Annotated in this window: 10 protein-coding genes; 5 read left to right on the top strand and 5 right to left on the bottom strand. The window is 37.1% G+C overall.

All coding sequences use genetic code 11. From position 1 onward, the window contains the following. Nucleotides 1–36: 36 nt before the first annotated feature. Entirely contained in the window at nucleotides 37–1,044 is a 1,008-nt protein-coding gene (recA, locus tag LPC21_RS02675) for a recombinase RecA (RefSeq protein ID WP_229317967.1), read from the bottom strand. 410 nt (nucleotides 1,045–1,454) lie between these two features. On the opposite strand from recA, the gene LPC21_RS02670 reads away from it, so the two are divergent. Together LPC21_RS02670 and LPC21_RS02665 are read left to right on the top strand one after the other, a co-directional pair. Next, entirely contained in the window at nucleotides 1,455–8,258 is a 6,804-nt protein-coding gene (locus LPC21_RS02670; protein ID WP_229317966.1) for an invasin domain 3-containing protein, read from the top strand. Nucleotides 8,259–8,288: 30 nt separating this feature from the next. After that, nucleotides 8,289–9,179, top strand: coding sequence for a PorP/SprF family type IX secretion system membrane protein (locus LPC21_RS02665; RefSeq protein ID WP_229317965.1), 891 nt, complete (start codon nucleotides 8,289–8,291; stop codon nucleotides 9,177–9,179). Nucleotides 9,180–9,223: 44 nt separating this feature from the next. Here LPC21_RS02665 and LPC21_RS02660 read toward each other — a convergent pair whose 3' ends face one another. From LPC21_RS02660 to LPC21_RS02645, 4 genes are all read right to left on the bottom strand, one after another. Then, nucleotides 9,224–10,297 (bottom strand): helix-turn-helix domain-containing protein, encoded by a 1,074-nt coding sequence (locus LPC21_RS02660; RefSeq protein ID WP_229317964.1) that lies wholly within the window; start codon nucleotides 10,295–10,297, stop codon nucleotides 9,224–9,226. A 150-nt stretch (nucleotides 10,298–10,447) separates the two neighbouring features. Further along, nucleotides 10,448–10,963 (bottom strand): acyl-CoA thioesterase, encoded by a 516-nt coding sequence (locus LPC21_RS02655; protein WP_229318531.1) that lies wholly within the window; start codon nucleotides 10,961–10,963, stop codon nucleotides 10,448–10,450. A gap of 9 nt (nucleotides 10,964–10,972) precedes the next feature. Next, nucleotides 10,973–11,356, bottom strand: coding sequence for a DoxX family protein (locus LPC21_RS02650; RefSeq protein ID WP_229317963.1), 384 nt, complete (start codon nucleotides 11,354–11,356; stop codon nucleotides 10,973–10,975). Between the two features lie 5 nt (nucleotides 11,357–11,361). After that, nucleotides 11,362–12,510 (bottom strand): DNA polymerase III subunit, encoded by a 1,149-nt coding sequence (locus tag LPC21_RS02645; RefSeq protein ID WP_229317962.1) that lies wholly within the window; start codon nucleotides 12,508–12,510, stop codon nucleotides 11,362–11,364. 393 nt (nucleotides 12,511–12,903) lie between these two features. On the opposite strand from LPC21_RS02645, the gene LPC21_RS02640 reads away from it, so the two are divergent. From LPC21_RS02640 to LPC21_RS02630, 3 genes are all read left to right on the top strand, one after another. Beyond that, the gene (locus LPC21_RS02640; protein WP_229317961.1) at nucleotides 12,904–14,970 is read left to right on the top strand and encodes a T9SS type B sorting domain-containing protein; all 2,067 of its coding nucleotides are present in this window, start codon (nucleotides 12,904–12,906) and stop codon (nucleotides 14,968–14,970) included. Between the two features lie 18 nt (nucleotides 14,971–14,988). Next, entirely contained in the window at nucleotides 14,989–15,945 is a 957-nt protein-coding gene (locus tag LPC21_RS02635; RefSeq protein WP_229317960.1) for a PorP/SprF family type IX secretion system membrane protein, read from the top strand. 172 nt (nucleotides 15,946–16,117) lie between these two features. Beyond that, the gene (locus LPC21_RS02630) at nucleotides 16,118–17,305 is read left to right on the top strand and encodes a phosphoglycerate kinase (RefSeq protein ID WP_229317959.1); all 1,188 of its coding nucleotides are present in this window, start codon (nucleotides 16,118–16,120) and stop codon (nucleotides 17,303–17,305) included. Nucleotides 17,306–17,514: the final 209 nt, after the last annotated feature.

The following is a 17,514-nucleotide window of genomic DNA, read 5'->3' as shown; positions in this document are numbered from 1 at the left end:
ATAGTGTTACGGTTTTTATTTTAGACTAGAAATATGTTATTCAGCCGCTAATTCTTTGATTTGCGTTTTGATTTTTTCTTCTAATTCATCAGCTAATTCTGGATTGTCTTTGATTAAAGCTTTCACTGCATCGCGACCTTGTCCTAATTTAGTATCGCCATAACTGAACCAAGATCCTGATTTTTTGATGATTTCAAACTCAACCGCTAGATCTAAGATCTCACCTGTTTTAGAAACTCCTTCGCCATACATAATGTCAAATTCAGCCGTTCTAAAAGGCGGTGCTACTTTATTTTTAACCACTTTTACTTTCGTTCTGTTTCCAATTACGTTTTCGCCATCTTTAATTTGAGACGAACGACGAATATCCAAACGAACCGAAGCATAAAATTTCAACGCATTTCCACCCGTTGTAGTTTCAGGGTTACCAAACATCACTCCGATTTTCTCTCTCAACTGGTTGATGAAGAAAACCGTACAATGTGTTTTGCTAATTGTTCCTGTTAATTTACGTAATGCTTGTGACATCAAACGTGCGTGAAGCCCCATTTTAGAATCTCCCATTTCACCTTCAATTTCGCTTTTTGGCGTCAAGGCCGCTACCGAGTCAATAACTACAATGTCAATCGCCCCTGAACGGATTAAGTTCTCCGCAATTTCAAGTGCTTGTTCTCCATTATCGGGTTGCGAAATGATTAAATTTTCAATGTCTACTCCTAATTTCTCCGCATAATTTCTGTCGAATGCGTGTTCTGCATCTATGAAAGCGGCAATACCACCTGCTTTTTGCGCTTCGGCAATAGCGTGTAAGGTTAAAGTAGTTTTACCAGACGATTCTGGACCGTAGATTTCGATAATTCTTCCTTTTGGATAACCACCTACTCCTAATGCTAAATCGACACCAAGAGATCCAGATGAAATCACTTCTACTTCTTCAACGGCTTTATCGCCCATTTTCATTACGGTTCCTTTTCCGTAGGTTTTGTCTAGTTTATCCAGCGTAAGTTGTAACGCTTTTAACTTGGCTTCTTTCTCTGAACTCATCTTTTATGTATCTATTAGGTTGTCAATTTCAAGAAATAAAAGGGTTTTATTTCTTCTGTATGGTTCCGTAAAAATAGGTTTTTTTTCGAACCGACAAGAGAATTTTTTTGTGAATTTTTGAATCTAAAACGGTGATAAAATACTATTTTTTACCATTATGTCTTGTTTTTGAATTTATTGGACAATGTTGAATAGAAAATATATTACAATTGAACAAATCATTAGTAAATTTGTCCACAAAAATTAACAATTGTTTATACCCTCAATTTTGTTAGTTTATGAATCCCTTTTCTTTAAAATTAGATGTGTATGCCCTATCGCATCTTTAATATTATTTTAATTTTTATTTCATTACTATGAAAAACAGAAAAGAAAATTATTTTCCAACATCAATTTTAACTTTGAAAAAGATGTTAAAGATCCACTTTTTGGGGATGTTATTTTTATTATCCCAGTCTAGTGCTTTTGCACAATGTGACGTAAACAGAAAATACGATAAAATAGTGAGTGGTTACCATGCTTCATTAGCCATGAGTTCTAATGGAGATGTTTTAGCTTGGGGTCAAGATATTGGTTCCAACGGAACCTCTGATGTTGCTAATCCACCATTACCCTTAAATTCAACAAATTATAGTGGCTTAACTGGCACTGTATTGTATACAACCATTGGTGGAATTGGTGGAGGTGGGAAAGATCAGTATATTGTTTTAACTACAACAGGTTTGTATGCCTGGGGTGCTACAGGATCTGCTAATGCTCAGGGTGTTTTGTCAACTACACTTAAATCAACAACTGGCTTTGGCCTTATTAGTACACCTTCAGGTGGTGATGCAAACACTAAATTACCTACAGGAGTTAATCCTTCAGATGTAACTATGTTATTTGCTTCATATAATATGTTGTCTTTGGTAGCAAATGGTAATGTATGGGTTTTAGCATTAGCTGATGCCAATCTACAAGGCGATGGTTCGGCTTTATCATCAACTACTTGGCATAAAGTAAAAATAAATTCTAGTACTTTTTTGACGAATGTCGTAGCCATAAGAGGTCAAGTTACTGATAGCACTACCAGCGCTATGATGGCACTCACTTCTACAGGTGGAGTATACACTTGGGGGTCTACTACATTTTTAGGAGATGGAACTGGGGTTACAAGTAAAAACTATGCTACTTTAATGACAATTCCTTCTGAATTTACATCAAGTAATATTCCAAAAATGATTGGTATTACTGGGTCGCAAACTGGAACAACAAAAAACACCCTATTTTTATTATCTAACTCTGGGACGCTATATGCATTAGGAGATAATTCATTAAGACAGTGTGGCGATTTTACAACAACAGATAGACTTACTTGGGCAAAAGCTAAGAAGTCAGTAACGGCTAATGATTTTTTCACTAATATAAGCTTTATAAGTACGCAAGAGCACAACGGCAAATTAGCAGGTGTTGCTGCAATCACTTCCTCAGGGAACTTATATAGTTGGGGTGAAAATGACGGATGGTTAATTGGTAGAGGAACCTCTTCAAACGCAGGAACTACTTTCGATCCTGGTTTTCCAAATGGTTTTGTATCTGGAACAGATAAAGCTATTTTTACGGAATTAGGTGGGCATACTTTAGTTTATGTAAAAGAAGGTTCAGCTCAATTTTGTTATGTAGGACATAGAACCAACGGTTCAATGGGTGAAGCTACAGATAGTACTGGAAATGTTACTTCATTTGATTGTACTAACACGCCTACAATTTCTCTTTGTGGAGCAGTACCAATTGCTGCTGATCCTACAAAATCAACTATTTCTGCGAATCCAACTAGCATTCAAGCAGATGGGACAACCACATCTACAATTACAATTCAGTTAAAAGACAATACGAATACAAATTTAACTACAACTGGAGGTACTGTAGTAGTTACTACAACTTCGGGTACATTAGGCAATGTAATAGATAACAATAACGGTACGTATACGGTTACTTTAACTAGTAGCAGTACTGCAGGAACTGCGACTTTAGGGTTTAGCATTAATGGAACAACCGCGACCGCAACCGCAACCGTTACTTTTACATCTGTTTCTGTTGCGACTCCTGTAATAACAAATTCTGTTTCTAGTTTATCGGCTTTCACTGCTTGTCAAGGTTCAGCTTCTACAGAACAATCGTTTACGGTTTCAGGAACTGATTTAGCCTCTAACGTTACGGTTACTGCACCTTCAGGATATGAAGTTTCTTTAACAAGTGGTTCTGCTTATGGCGCTACTGTTACCATTAACGCTTCAGGAACTCTTGCAGCTACTACGGTTTATGTTAGACTAGCAGCATCGGCAACAGGAACTCCGGGTGGGAATATAACTGTAGTTTCAGGAGCAGCCTCTCAAAATGTGGCGGTGACAGGAACGCTAAATGCCTTACCAACTGCCCCTATAGCAACTGCTTCACAATTGTTTTGTCTTGGTGGAAGTAGCTTAGCAAGTTTACAAGCGAGTGCGGGAACAGGAGAAACGATTGAATGGTATGCTGCATCCACAGGAGGAACGGCTTTAGCCAACTCAACAGCTCTTGTTGCAGGAACGACCTATTTTGCTCAAGCAGTAAATGCCAATAGTTGTGCTAGTACAAGAACAGCAGTCAGTGCTGTAACCAATAACGCTCTGCATTTTGACGGGGTGAATGATATTGTAAATTTAAGCAGTCAGTCAATTCAAGATGGAGCTACAGCTTTTACCATAGAAGTATGGGTTAAACCGGATAGTTCGAATTTTGATGGACAATGGCATGCAATTTTGGGGAAACAACCCGTAAGTAACAATTCAAGAATACCTTCATTGTATTTAATGAGCGGTAAAATACATTTATCAGCATGGGAAGACAATACTTTAGCTGATTTTGGTTTTGTAACTCCCAATGCCCATATTCTTCAGAACGTTTGGTCTCATATAGCGATCGTGAAAGAAGGTACCGCATTTAAAGTATATGTAAACGGAAGTTTAGTGCATACAGCACTTGCTCCAACAGCGGTTAATGTTACTCATCCCTATGATCTTGGGCGTGTAGATAATTACTATGCTGGTTTGTTAGACGAATTGCGTTTTTGGAATACGTCACGTTCAGCTGCCGAAATTGCAGCTGGAATGAATACCATTTTAGCTGGAAATGAAGCTGGTTTAGTAGACTACTATCAATTCAACCAAGGAATAGCTGGAGGAAATAATGTAAGTATTACATCTTTGTTTGACTCAACGACTTCAGCAAATAATGGAACACTTTCTAATCTTACAAAAACTGGCACAACAAGTAACTTTGTTGCTGGATATTTTGCACAAATCACAGGGGTAAATGGACTTACAATAGGTGGAACGACTCAGTTATCTCATGTACTGAGTGGAGGAACATGGTCATCAGGTACACCATCAGTTGCTACTGTAAATACCTCAGGATTAGTAACTGGAGTTGCAGGCGGAACATCAGTGATTACGTATACGTATTGTGGACAATCGACAACTTATACTGTAACGGTAAACGCACGTCCTACCATCTCATCCATCTCTAATCAAATTGCGTGTTCTACAGGAACACCAGCATCTGTTAATTTTGTAATTTCAGATACAGAGACAGCGGTGGCGAATTTAATTCTTAGTGTGACTTCATCCAATACAACTTTATTGCCAGTTGCAAATATTAGCTTCTCAGGGACAACTGGAGCTAGAACAATGAATTACACTACTGCTACGGGTGTTATTGGCTCATCGACAGTAACTATTACAGTTACAGATGCATCAGGTACATTTGCCACAGCAACATTTGATGTTGAAGCAACACAAGATCGAATTGTGACTAGTTCAGCAGTTCCAAGTTTACAAGCGAGAACAGCTTCAGTAATTGATAGTCAAATTTCTGTAACCAATTCAACCGCTATTGATGGTGCATTGGTTATGATAAGTTCAGGTTTTGCTTCGGGTGATGTATTGTCTTACACAAGGGCTTTGCCTGCTGGCGTAACACAAAATTACAATGCTTCTTCCGGAGTGTTAACTTTTACTGGAAGTTTAACAGCTGCTGAATTGCAAGCTATTTATCGCGAGGTAAAATTCAATTCGAATTCTAACAGTGCTCTAAACAGAACGATTACATTTAACTTGGGGGCTGCTTTACCACTAAGTTCAAACAATCACTTCTATCAATTTATTAACGCTTCTGGAATTTCTTGGACTGCTGCTAAAACAGCGGCAGAACAATTAAGTTTCTTTGGAAAACAAGGCTATTTAGCTACTGTAACAAGTGCTGCTGAAAACCAGTTTATTGTATCTAAAATACAAGGACAAGGTTGGATGGGAGCCGCTGACAGTCAAACAGAAGATGTTTGGAAATGGATGACAGGGCCAGAGGCTGGAACTCAGTTTTGGCAAGGAAGAAGTAATGGTAGTGTAGTTGGAGGATTGTACAATAATTGGGGTTCAGGTGAGCCAAACGATTGGGGTTCAGGAGAAGATTATGCACACTTTTTATTGGATGGAAAATGGAATGATTATCCATTATCATCTAATGGTATTCAGGGTTATATTGTTGAGTTTGGAGGCATGACAAATGATCCATGCGTGGTAACTTCAGCTACTAAAACAATAGCAGTTGTTCCAGGAATTACAATAGTACCTGTGCTAAATTCCCCTGCAACAAATTCTACAAATTCTACAACGTTTCAAATTAGTTATACCTTACCAGAAACTCCAACTGCAGGATCGGTACGATTAACCTTTACTCCAACTGGGGGAGGGACACCTATAGTTTGGACGATGAACAATAGTACTTCTGCTAGTTTCACCTATGCAATAGGAAGCAATCCAGTTATTACTTCTGCTTCAAATGTGAATTCGGGTGGAGCTATACCATTTACTACTTATAATATTACATTGAGTTACCAAAATGCATTTGGAAATCCAGCAGCAAGTGTAACCAACACTAATATTCAAACATTAACACCACCAAACATTAGTTTGCCACAGTCCAATTACGCAGGAACACCTAATAGTAATTTAACGGCCATTACCCCACAAAACACGGGAGGAACAGCCACCTTTACTATTTCGCCTGCCTTACCAAATGGAGTAAGTATTAATGCTGTTACAGGAGAAATATCAGGTCGCCCAACAGGAACGATGGCCACTACTTCGTTTACAATTACAGCGACGAATGCCGCAGGAACAAGTACAGCAAGTTTTAATTTAATTATTGACCAAGATTCTGACGGAGATGGAATTCTAGATTCAACAGATACAGACGATGATAATGACGGATTATTGGATTATCAAGAACAAGACTGTTCAGCTAGTACTGCAGTAAGTCAATCACTTACTCCAAGCACATTCTATTTTGTACAATGGAATTCCTATTCGAATGGAGTATTGAGAGGAGTTATTAATGTTCCAGGAAATCCTGTTAATGTAACGGTAACCAATACAAGTAATTCTATATTACTTCAAAATGACGCTCCTTATGGAGGTATCTCAAATTGGTCTCCGCAGCCGAGTGGAAATCCTAATTTAAGTACTTTTAGAAGTAACACCTTAGGAGAACACAAGTTTGTGTTTGATCAACCAGTTAACAATCCGCGTTTTTTCATCAACTCATTAAATAGAACATTAGATCTTTCTTTACCTGGTAAAGTATTGAATTCGAATGGAAATTTTACAGGCGCTCCCGTGGGAACTACCACTCAGGTTTTAGTTGGAAATGAAGGTACAGGAACCATTTCTTTTTCAGGAAACGTTTCAGAGATTTCGTTTACAGGTCGTGCAACTGAATTTTATTGCAACTTTTCACTTGGAATAGCGGGAATCGTAAATTCAAATGCGTGTGCGGATATCGACACAGACGGAGATGGAATCCCTAACAGATTGGATATAGAAAGTGATGGAGATGGTGTATTAGACGCTACAGAAAAAGCAGATGGTACTGACGAAAAAGACTTCTGTAAATTTGTTTTAGCACATCAAACAGTAACCACAAGTTCAGCTTGGAACACAGCGGATTGTGATAATGACGGAGTGACTAATGCACAAGAATTAACGGACGGTACCGATCCCTTAAAAGCTGACACCGACGGAGACGGAGTAATAGACGGTACAGAAAAAACAGACGGAACCGACGCAAAAGACTTCTGTAAATTTGTTTTAGCACATCAAACAGTAGCAACAAGTTCGGCTTGGAATGCAGCTGATTGCGATGGAGACGGAACAACAAACAGACAAGAAATCCTGAACAATACTGACCCATTAGTAGGAGATACCGATGGAGACGGGGTTTTAGATCCTCAAGAAATTTTGGATGGCACTAGTCGAACTAACGCTTGTGAATTTGTTTTATCACATCAAACTATCGCTCCAAGTTCAGCTTGGAATTCAGCGGACTGTGATGGGGATGGTGTAACCAACGCCCAAGAGAAATTAGACGGTACCGACCCATTAAAAGCAGATACTGATGGTGATGGGGTAAAAGACGGAACTGAAAAAACGGATGGTACCTCAGGAGTTAATGTGTGTCAATTTGTTTTAGCACACCAAACAGTAACTCCAAGTTCAGCTTGGAATTCTGCGGACTGTGATGGTGATGGACTTACTAACTTAATAGAAAAGACATTAGGCTTAAATCCTTTATTAGCAGATACTGATGGTGACGGCTTATCAGATGGAGTTGAAGCATCATTGGGTACAAACCCTTTAATTACGGATACAGATGGCGATGGAATTCCTGATAACCGAGATAATTGTCCATTGACACCAAATGCTAATCAAGCAGATAATGATCAAGACGGAAAAGGAGATGTTTGTGACAATGACGATGACAATGATGGTGTTTTAGATACAGTTGACAATTGTCCATTAAACGCCAATTCTGATCAAGCTGACAGAGATAGAGATGGGAAAGGAGATGTTTGTGATACTCTTGAAATAAATGTATCTCAAGCCATCACTCCAAACGGAGACGGGGTTAATGATACTTGGGTTATTTATAACTTAGGAAATCATCCAGGTTCAATAGTTCGTGTGTTTAACCGCTGGGGTAAAGAAGTATTCTATTCTAATGATTATCAAAACAATTGGACCGGTCATTACAAAGATAATAGTGAAAAACTTCCAACCTCGGGGTCTTATTTCTACCAAATAGATTTAGGAGGCGATGGTAGTATTGATGCCCAAGGATGGTTATATATCACACAATAATCCACAATCATTAAAATAACATATATCATAATGAAAAAGATTCACAACATATTAGCCATAGCACTACTTTTAACAAGTAGTGCTGTAATGGCACAACAAGAGAGTGTAATATCGTTTTACCGTCAACACATGAATTTAGTCAATCCGGCTTATGTAGGGGTTGATAGTATGACAATAGCAACGAGTTCACTTAGAAAACAATGGACAGGAGTTGCAGAAGCTCCAGAGACTCAAACTGTTTCTTTTGGGACATATCTAGGAAAAAATGTAGGTTTTGGTATGACCGTTATACATGATCAAACGTTCGTTGAAAAACAAACCTATGTGACCGTTGACTTCTCGTACAAGTTAAAAATGAGTGAGACAGCCGATGTGTATTTTGGAATCAAAGCGGGAGGTAATACCTACAATGTGAACACAACAGGATTAGAAACGTATAACTTACAGTCTGATCCAGCACTAGGTTCAATCAATACGTTCAATCCTAATTTAGGTGTTGGAGCATTGTATAAAGAAGGCGCTCTGTATGTTTCGTTATCTATCCCAAGATTATTGAACACCAAGAGAGCAACAAACGACGCAGGATATGCAAGTGTAAAAACGGACAGGCCGCATATTTATTTGAGTGGTGGCTATGATATTCCATTGAATGGTGAGTTTTCATCTTTGGTATTAAAGCCATCAGCGATGTTGCGTTATGTAAGTGGCGCACCAGTATCTTTAGATTTGACAGCGATGTTACAAATAGAAAAAAACTTCGAGATTGGCGGGATGTATAGAACCGATAAAGCCTATGCAGCTATGAGTACGATTCGATTGAGCAAACGTTTTTTGTTTGGCTTTGCTTACGAGATGAGTACCCAACCCACATTAGCAGCAGCTAGAAATACTAACGAAATACTATTGCAATTTCGATTTTAATCACAAGTAGCAATAAAAAAACCTCTATGAAAATAGAGGTTTTTTTATTTGTGTTGTTCAGCAATATATTCCGTAGGCGTCATGCCAATTTTTTCTTTAAACGCGCCATAAAAACTGGCTCTAGTTTTAAAACCAGATTGTTTTGCTATGCCTTCAATAGTGAAAGATTCATTTAGATTTCCTGAAAGTAATTCCACAGCATAGTCAATTCGTAAGTCGGACTTTAGGGTAGCAAATTTAGTTTGCATTAGGGAGTTAATGCAATACGCAACATGGTTTTGCGGAACATGCATGGCCAAGGCAATATCACTTATAGAAAAATCAGCATTTAAATAGGGCCTTTCTTTTTGTAAATAGGCTTGGATGCTTTCAGACAATTCAAAGAACGGATCGTCTTCATGGACTTCAACTGTCTTAGTATGTGATTCAGAAGATGGTTTTTGTTTTTTTACCGTTTCTTTTTTTACCACAACCCGTTTAGGGAAACCATATAAAATATTGGGAAATAATAGTAGTGAAAATGACATAATACAATACGCCGCTCCTGATAAAATATACAATGGATAGGTATTGACAAGCCCAACACTTGGCTTTTGTTGTACTGAATTGAAGGTGATAATTAAGAATTCAAACACAATAAAAAACAAACTCATAATTAAAATGATCAACCAACGAAAACTAATTAATAATTGTTTTTTAGGGATATTTTGATCAACGTTTTTTGCAGCAAAACGCTTCCAAATGAGATACATACAGTATAAAATATATACTAAAAGCAATACAGGCCGAATAATAAAATTCACCGTTGTACTGTAAAAATAATTGGTGTTAATGTCTAAGATAGTATCAACGTTTTGAATAATTCGGGATGCTATTTGGGTTTTTGTAGCGAACGATTGTAAGCTGTATGGAACAATTCCGATAAGATGAATTACAGCAGGAATAAAATGAAAAGCATCTGATTTTTTTAATATTGAAGTATCGTTTAAAGTACCTCTAACATAGAAAAATAGTAAAGGACCCAGCAACAACATTAGTGGTGTAAAATGATTATAGAAAATAGCGAGCCAAAAAGGAGATTTTCCATAAAGCACAAAATAATGTGCGATCCCATACATAGAAGAACTAATTAAAAATAGCGCAAGATAGATGGCATTCTTATTTAATTTCCAATTGTTAAACAACAGAATCAGCGACAATAAAATGGTAAATATGGAAACGTATAACAACATTAACAAATGGTATTTAGGCAAATGTAGGAATTTTATTTATTCTCCTATAAACAATGCTTTTAATTCAGTCGCTTCGCTAGGTTTCATTTTGCCAGCCAAGACTAAACTTAATTGTTTACGTCTCAATGCCGCATCATAACGCTGTTGTTCTAATTCAGTTTGGGGAACAATTGGCGGCACCTCAACAGGTTTACCAGTGGCATCAACCGCTACAAAAGTGTAAATAGCTTCCATGGTTTTGGTTTTGTTGCCAGAAGAACGGTCTTCAATCCAAACATCGATATAAATTTCCATCGAACTATTGAACGAACGGGAAACTTTAGCTTCAACCGTTACGACACTTCCCAAAGGAATTGCTTTGGTAAAGGCTACATGATTCACCGATGCAGTAACACAAATATTTCTAGAATGACGTTGTGCTGCAATACTTGCTGCGCGGTCCATTCGGGCCAATAATTCGCCGCCAAAAAGATTATTCAAATGATTGGTTTCACTAGGCAAAACCAAGTCAGTTAAAACCGTTAAGGATTCTGAAGGATGTTTAGGTGTCATCATGAAGGTTTAGTTAAGCCAATATACAGCCATTACTGCAGGAATAAAATAGATCACAATGGTTCTTGCTCCGTCGTAATCTTTTGCTAATCGTTGTCCTACTAAAAGCATTAACAAGGTAATGCATGAAAAAACAGCGCCATAATAGCCAAAAGTTCTTCCGCTATTCAGTAGTAATTCGATAGCGCCAACAGCACACAAAATGGTAGAAAGTAACTCTAAAACCAAAACATGTAAAAGTGCTAACGGCACATGATTTTTCAATTGGGTTTTAGCAAAATGCCCTTTTAACCATTCGACATTATCTTTCCAATAAAAGATTTTATCGTAACCAGATTGTAAAAAGGTAATCGTCAAAAAAACTAAAATCAAGATGGATGCAACATTATTCATAGTCTTTATTTTTTATGGATTAAACGAGTTAATTTGATGGATAAGTCGGTTAGGATAATTTTGGCATTTCCGTTGCGTTCTATATGATACATCGCATCAGATAATTCTTTGAAAATATCATGAATATTATTTCCAGTAACAAAAGGAGCAAAATTAGCTAATTTGAATTTTTCGACCTTTGGCTCTAGATAGACTAAACTCGGACTTTCATAATTCAACAACAAGGCTTGACGAAACATTTCGATGCAAAATTCTAGGAACTTCTTTTGTGTTTCTCTTCCTAAACCAGCGATTTGTTCACTCCACTGAATTAAGTCCTGAATAGCCGAAGCATTTCCTTTGGCTTGAAATGCAGCGCGAACCCAGGTCACAAACCATTCGTCAAACGGATATTCATCCTCATCGTTTTGTGCTAAATGCAAAGCTTTGTTATAATTGCCTTGTGCTTGATGTGCAATAATAGCAGCTTGTTGAGGCTCTATTTGTTTATTGGCTACCAAAGCTTCAGCAATTGAACGTTCAGGCAAACCGCCAAAATGCAACACTTGACAACGGGAACGGATGGTTTGAATGATATCTTCTTCTTGTTCTGAAATCAGTATAAAAATTGTTTTTTCAGGCGGTTCTTCAAGTAGTTTTAGTAATTTATTTGAGGCAGCGATGTTCATTTTATCGGCCATCCAAACGATCATAATTTTATATCCTCCTTCGTACGATTTTAAGGCTAAAGACTTTAGAATTTCTTGGGCATCATCTACCCTAATTTCTCCTTGTTTGTTATTAACACCTAAAACAGTATACCAATCAAATAAACTTCCATAGGGATTGTGGCCAACAAAGTTTCTCCAATCTCCAATAAAATCGATGCTTTTGGGTTTGGTTTTTACATCCTCTGTCGATACTGTGGGATACACAAAATGCAAATCGGGATGCGACAATTTATCAAACTTGATATTGCAGGATTCGTTTTGCCCGCCGTTTTCTCCATGGGCATTGCTACACAAAATATATTGCGCATAAGCAATAGCCATAGATAGCGTTCCGCTTCCTTCGGGGCCTACAAATAATTGGGCATGCGGAATCCGACCTAAATCGGCACTTTTCGTCAAATGACTTTTGATGTGTTCCTGCCCTAAAATTTCTGAAAATTGCATAAAGCAAAGATAGCAGAAAATGAGAGAGTCAACAATTTTAGGTTCTAAACTTTTATGCTGTTAGTTATCGCCCAAAAGATTTAAGACTACCCTAATAGCAACTTTTTGAAGAGCTAGAAACTCCATTTCAAAAAAAAGCCTACTTTTATTAAATTAAATGGAGTTACCCACCCATTTCAAGATTGTATTACAACATAAAACATAACGTATGAAAGCACAAGTATCCCTTATCTGTTCGCTTTTTTTGTTCCTTTTGCTACTATTTTGGAACCAAAAAAAGAAATTCCCAAAAGAAGTATTCTATTATTTTAAACTCCCTTTGAAAGGCTATTAATCCCCAATTTTCCTTTCAAATTAGCACTATATAATAGAATTTATTTAAGCCCCCATCCCATGATAACATCATCACAAAAGTATTTTTGTGCTTTTTTGTTTTTGGCTTTGCCAATGACAAAGACACTTCAAGCACAAACAGGAACTAGTTTACCTTCATTCACCATCACTGCTCAAGTGCTGCAAAATGCCAATTGCAATCAAAAAGGAATCCTCTTGGCAGAAGCCAAGGATGGGCTGGCCCCATATCAATATCAAATTGTACAAGCAATACCCCCAGGCAGTTCTCCAATACCGCCCCCGCCGCCAACTCCAATAGGTTCTTGGTCAACTTCCAATACATTTAGTATTGCTGAAGGAACCTATGTCCTATTTGCAAAAGACAGGCTGGGAGTTGTAGTATCAACAATTAAAACAATTACTAAAGATTCCGTCCCAAAAACGCTTTTAACCCTAGCCAACCGATGTGTTCCTGAAGGAAATTTCGAATTACAACTAGCAGCTACCCAACCAGGAATTCCGCCTTATTTTTTAAGTATAAATGGGAGTGTTTTTCAAACTATTACTTTACCCTACACTCTTTCTAATCAAAATTCTGGGGAGTATTCCCTCACTCTAAAAGACAGTAACGGATGTGAAAGTGCTCAGACAATTAGTATTTTTTCGCCTTTAGCACTTTCAACAGCATCCATCTCTCAGCCAAGCTGTACCTCAGATGATGGAAAAATTGAATTAGCAACCAAAGGAGGCTCCGCTAATTTGGAATACCAAATAATTGGCAAATTACCCACTACTAATCCAGTCTTTACTGCTCTTTCTTCGGGAAGTTTTAGATTTAGAGTCCAAGACAAAACAACTGGATGCTTTGATGAAATAGAAGTCAAACTAGAATCCGCAACCCCAATTGCAGGTTTGAAATTAACCGCTACAGATGTAAGTTGTAATGGGGGAAACGACGGCTCCATAACGGTTCATATTGATTATTCAAATAGTTCCACTAATGACAGCTCAACATATAAATACAGTATTGACAAAATTCATTTTCAGGTATCGCCACTTTTTTTAGGGTTAAAAGCAGGCAGTTATACCGTAGATGTAATTTCAGAAAGAGGTTGTACAGCAACAGGTACTATTACAATTTTGGAACCCGAACCGTTAGTTGTCAATTTAACTATTAAAACACCTTTGAATTGTAGTGTTCCGCCCCTTTTAGAATTAGTTGTTAATGGAGGCAATCCGGGTTATACTTTCGGTAGCGACGGTATTGTTTTTAATAAAACTATATTGAATTCCCCCGAAGAAATTGAAGCAGGGATTGGCTCGTATACTATTTATGTAAAAGATAGCAAAGGATGTCGTTCTAAATCGAATGAAATCAGGATTGATTCGATTCCAGGATTATTCGTGGAGGTAGACGAATCATTAGCTACTATTAAATGCAATGGCGAAACTACTGCAACCATTACCGCTAAAGCTTCAGGGGGAGTAGGAATATATCGCTATAGTTTAGTGGATGAATTAAGCAACACCCTACGTCCATTTCAAACTTCGGGAGTATTTACCAATCTTGGCGCTGGGAATTATAGCATTAAGGCAGAAAGCAATAATTGTTCTCCCGCTTTCTCGAAGCGGATTATTATTAATGATCTTGCGCCATTGGGCTTGAGTTTAAAATCCGGTGGAATAAACGAAATTATGGCTTTGCCAACAGGAGGTGTTGGGAATTATACATTCACTTTTGAAGGCGAATATTACGATGATATTCCAAGTTATATTTATTATACGACCCAAGATTTCTTGGTAACTGTTCAAGACGCAAATGGATGTACCGCATCCGTTTCTCAAAAATTCAATTACATAGACCTTTGCACACCGAATTATTTCACCCCAAATGGAGATGGACTCAATGACACTTGGGCTCCAGGGTGCAGTACTAATTATACCAATTTAGTTTTTTCCCTTTATGATCGTTATGGACATGAATTAGGCACTTTTCGTCAAGGACAATCTTGGGACGGAAGTCATCAAGGAGTACCTCTCCCTTCTGGGGATTATTGGTACCTATTGAAACTCAATAATTCTAAAGACGATAGAGAATTTGTAGGGCATTTTACACTATATAGATAATTTTTAAATTAAATAGAGATGAAAATTATAGTAGTTTTTTGTTTGCTGTTCGTGTCTTTTTTTGGCTTTAGCCAAGAATTATATCCGCCTGTTACCTCACAATATTTGTCAGACAACCCTTTTGTTTTGTCGCCAACATTTGCTGGAATTGGCGATAATTTGCGACTACGCGTCAACGGGTTAACACAATGGGTAGGAATCAAAGACGCGCCAAAAACCCAATCGTTGTTTACTGATTTCAGAATAAATAACCGTTCAGGAATAGGGTTTTCATTTTTCAACGACAGCAATGGCAATACCTTTCAGATGGGAGCCAAGCTCACTTTTGCCCATCATATTATTTTAGATTATAGCACCAAACAGTATTTGTCTTTTGGACTTTCTTACCACATCAATCGTTTTATAATTGACATTAATCAATTCGAAACCACCTACGAAATTCCTTCTATTGACCCAAGTATTAATGACAATAGGACTACCTTTAATTCAAATTTTGATGTTGGACTTTTATATCGAAATCGGGCTTTCTATTGGAGTGTTATTAAAACTAATTTATTACCCAGTACTCGAACCAATAATTTAAATAGTAAACCGAGTTTGAGTATCAATTACCAACTCTATTTGGGTTATCTAATAAAGAATAATTCCAATGTCGAAATCGAACCTTCTATTTATTATCAGTTATTTTCCGAATTACACCCTTCAACAACTGATTTTAATATAAAATTTAGGCGACACGCTACTTTTGGCAATTATTATTGGGGCGGGATTGGCTATCGTTTCACAAACAATCAACTTTTTAAACCGTTTACAATTAGTCCCATGGTCGGATTTAAAAAAGCCAATTTCTATTTTGGTTATTCGTATCAAGTTGACTTGAACCCATTTGCCGCTTATAATTCAGGTACTCATATGCTAACTTTAGGTTTTGATTTTTCTCAAGGTAGTAGCAATTGTGTTTGCACCCAAAACTAAAATCACAATTAAAGTTCAATTTTTTAAAAAAAAGAGAATAAAAAATAGCATATTATTTAATTTACAACGATTTCGTTAAGAAAATCTGATTTTTTATCGCTTTTCAGAATTTGTCACAACACGAAAAGTTCTATCTTTGTTTCTCTTTCAGAAAAACTAAAAAACAGATACAATGAAAACGGTAAACGATTTTAATTTTAAAAATAAAAAAGCAATCATTCGCGTTGATTTTAACGTGCCTTTGGATGAAAATTTCAATGTAACAGATGCAACACGTATTGAAGCTGCAAAACCAACAATTGATAAAATTTTGGCTGACGGTGGAAGCGTTATTTTAATGTCGCATTTAGGTCGTCCAAAAGGAGTTGAGGAAAAATATTCTTTGAAACACATCTTAAAAACAGCTTCGGCTATTTTAGGGGTACCGGTTCAATTTGCTGCAAATTGTGTTGGAGCTGAAGCCAAAGCTGCCTCAGAAAAATTACAATCAGGAGAAGTTTTATTGTTAGAAAACTTACGTTTTCATGCGGAAGAAGAAGCCGGAGATCTGGCTTTCGCTAAAGAATTAGCTTCATTAGGAGATATTTATGTTAACGATGCTTTTGGAACCGCACACCGCGCACACGCTTCGACGACCATCATTGCGCAATTTTTCCCAAATGACAAATGTTTTGGAACTTTGCTTGCTAAAGAAATTGAAAGCTTAAACAAAGTATTAAAGAACAGTGTAAAACCAGTAACTGCAGTTCTTGGAGGATCTAAAGTATCTTCCAAAATTACGGTGATCGAAAATATTTTAGACAAAGTAGACCACATGATTATTGGTGGTGGAATGACCTTTACTTTTGTAAAAGCGTTAGGTGGAAAAATTGGAGATTCTATTTGTGAAGACGACAAACAAGAATTAGCTCTAGAAATTTTGCGTTTAGCTAAAGAAAAAGGAGTTCAAATTCACATTCCAGTGGATGTGGTTGCCGGAGATAAATTCTCAAATGACGCCAATACGCAAGTAGTTGACGTAAGAGCAATTCCTGACGGATGGGAAGGAATGGACGCAGGGCCTAAGTCATTAGAAAACTTCAAAAAAGTAATTTTAGAGTCTAAAACAATTCTTTGGAACGGACCTCTAGGGGTTTTTGAAATGCCAACTTTTGCTAAAGGAACTATCGCTTTAGGAGAATTCATAGCTGAATCAACCGCAAACGGAGCATTCTCACTTGTAGGTGGAGGCGATTCAGTTGCGGCTGTAAAACAATTTGGTTTTGAAGATAAAGTAAGTTATGTTTCAACTGGAGGAGGTGCCATGTTAGAAATGTTAGAAGGTAGAGTATTACCAGGAATTGCTGCTATTTTAGAATAAGCAATTTAAATCATAATCAAGTTAAATGAACTTGAACCAAATTATACTGAAAACCTTAGCGAAATAAATTTGAGCTAAGGTTTTCTTTTTTAGTCTTAAGTGCTGACTTTTTTTACAAAAAACAATCAAAAAACCCCAAAAATACTATCAAAACTGATTTTTTAACAATATTTAAGTAATTTTTCAGTTTGAACCTAGTAAGTTTGTAA

It is taken from the genome of Flavobacterium ammoniigenes, from assembly GCF_020886055.1.
GTDB lineage: Bacteria > Bacteroidota > Bacteroidia > Flavobacteriales > Flavobacteriaceae > Flavobacterium > Flavobacterium ammoniigenes.
Note: the sequence above shows the minus strand (reverse complement) of the source record. Positions and strands in the feature narration are given on the sequence as shown.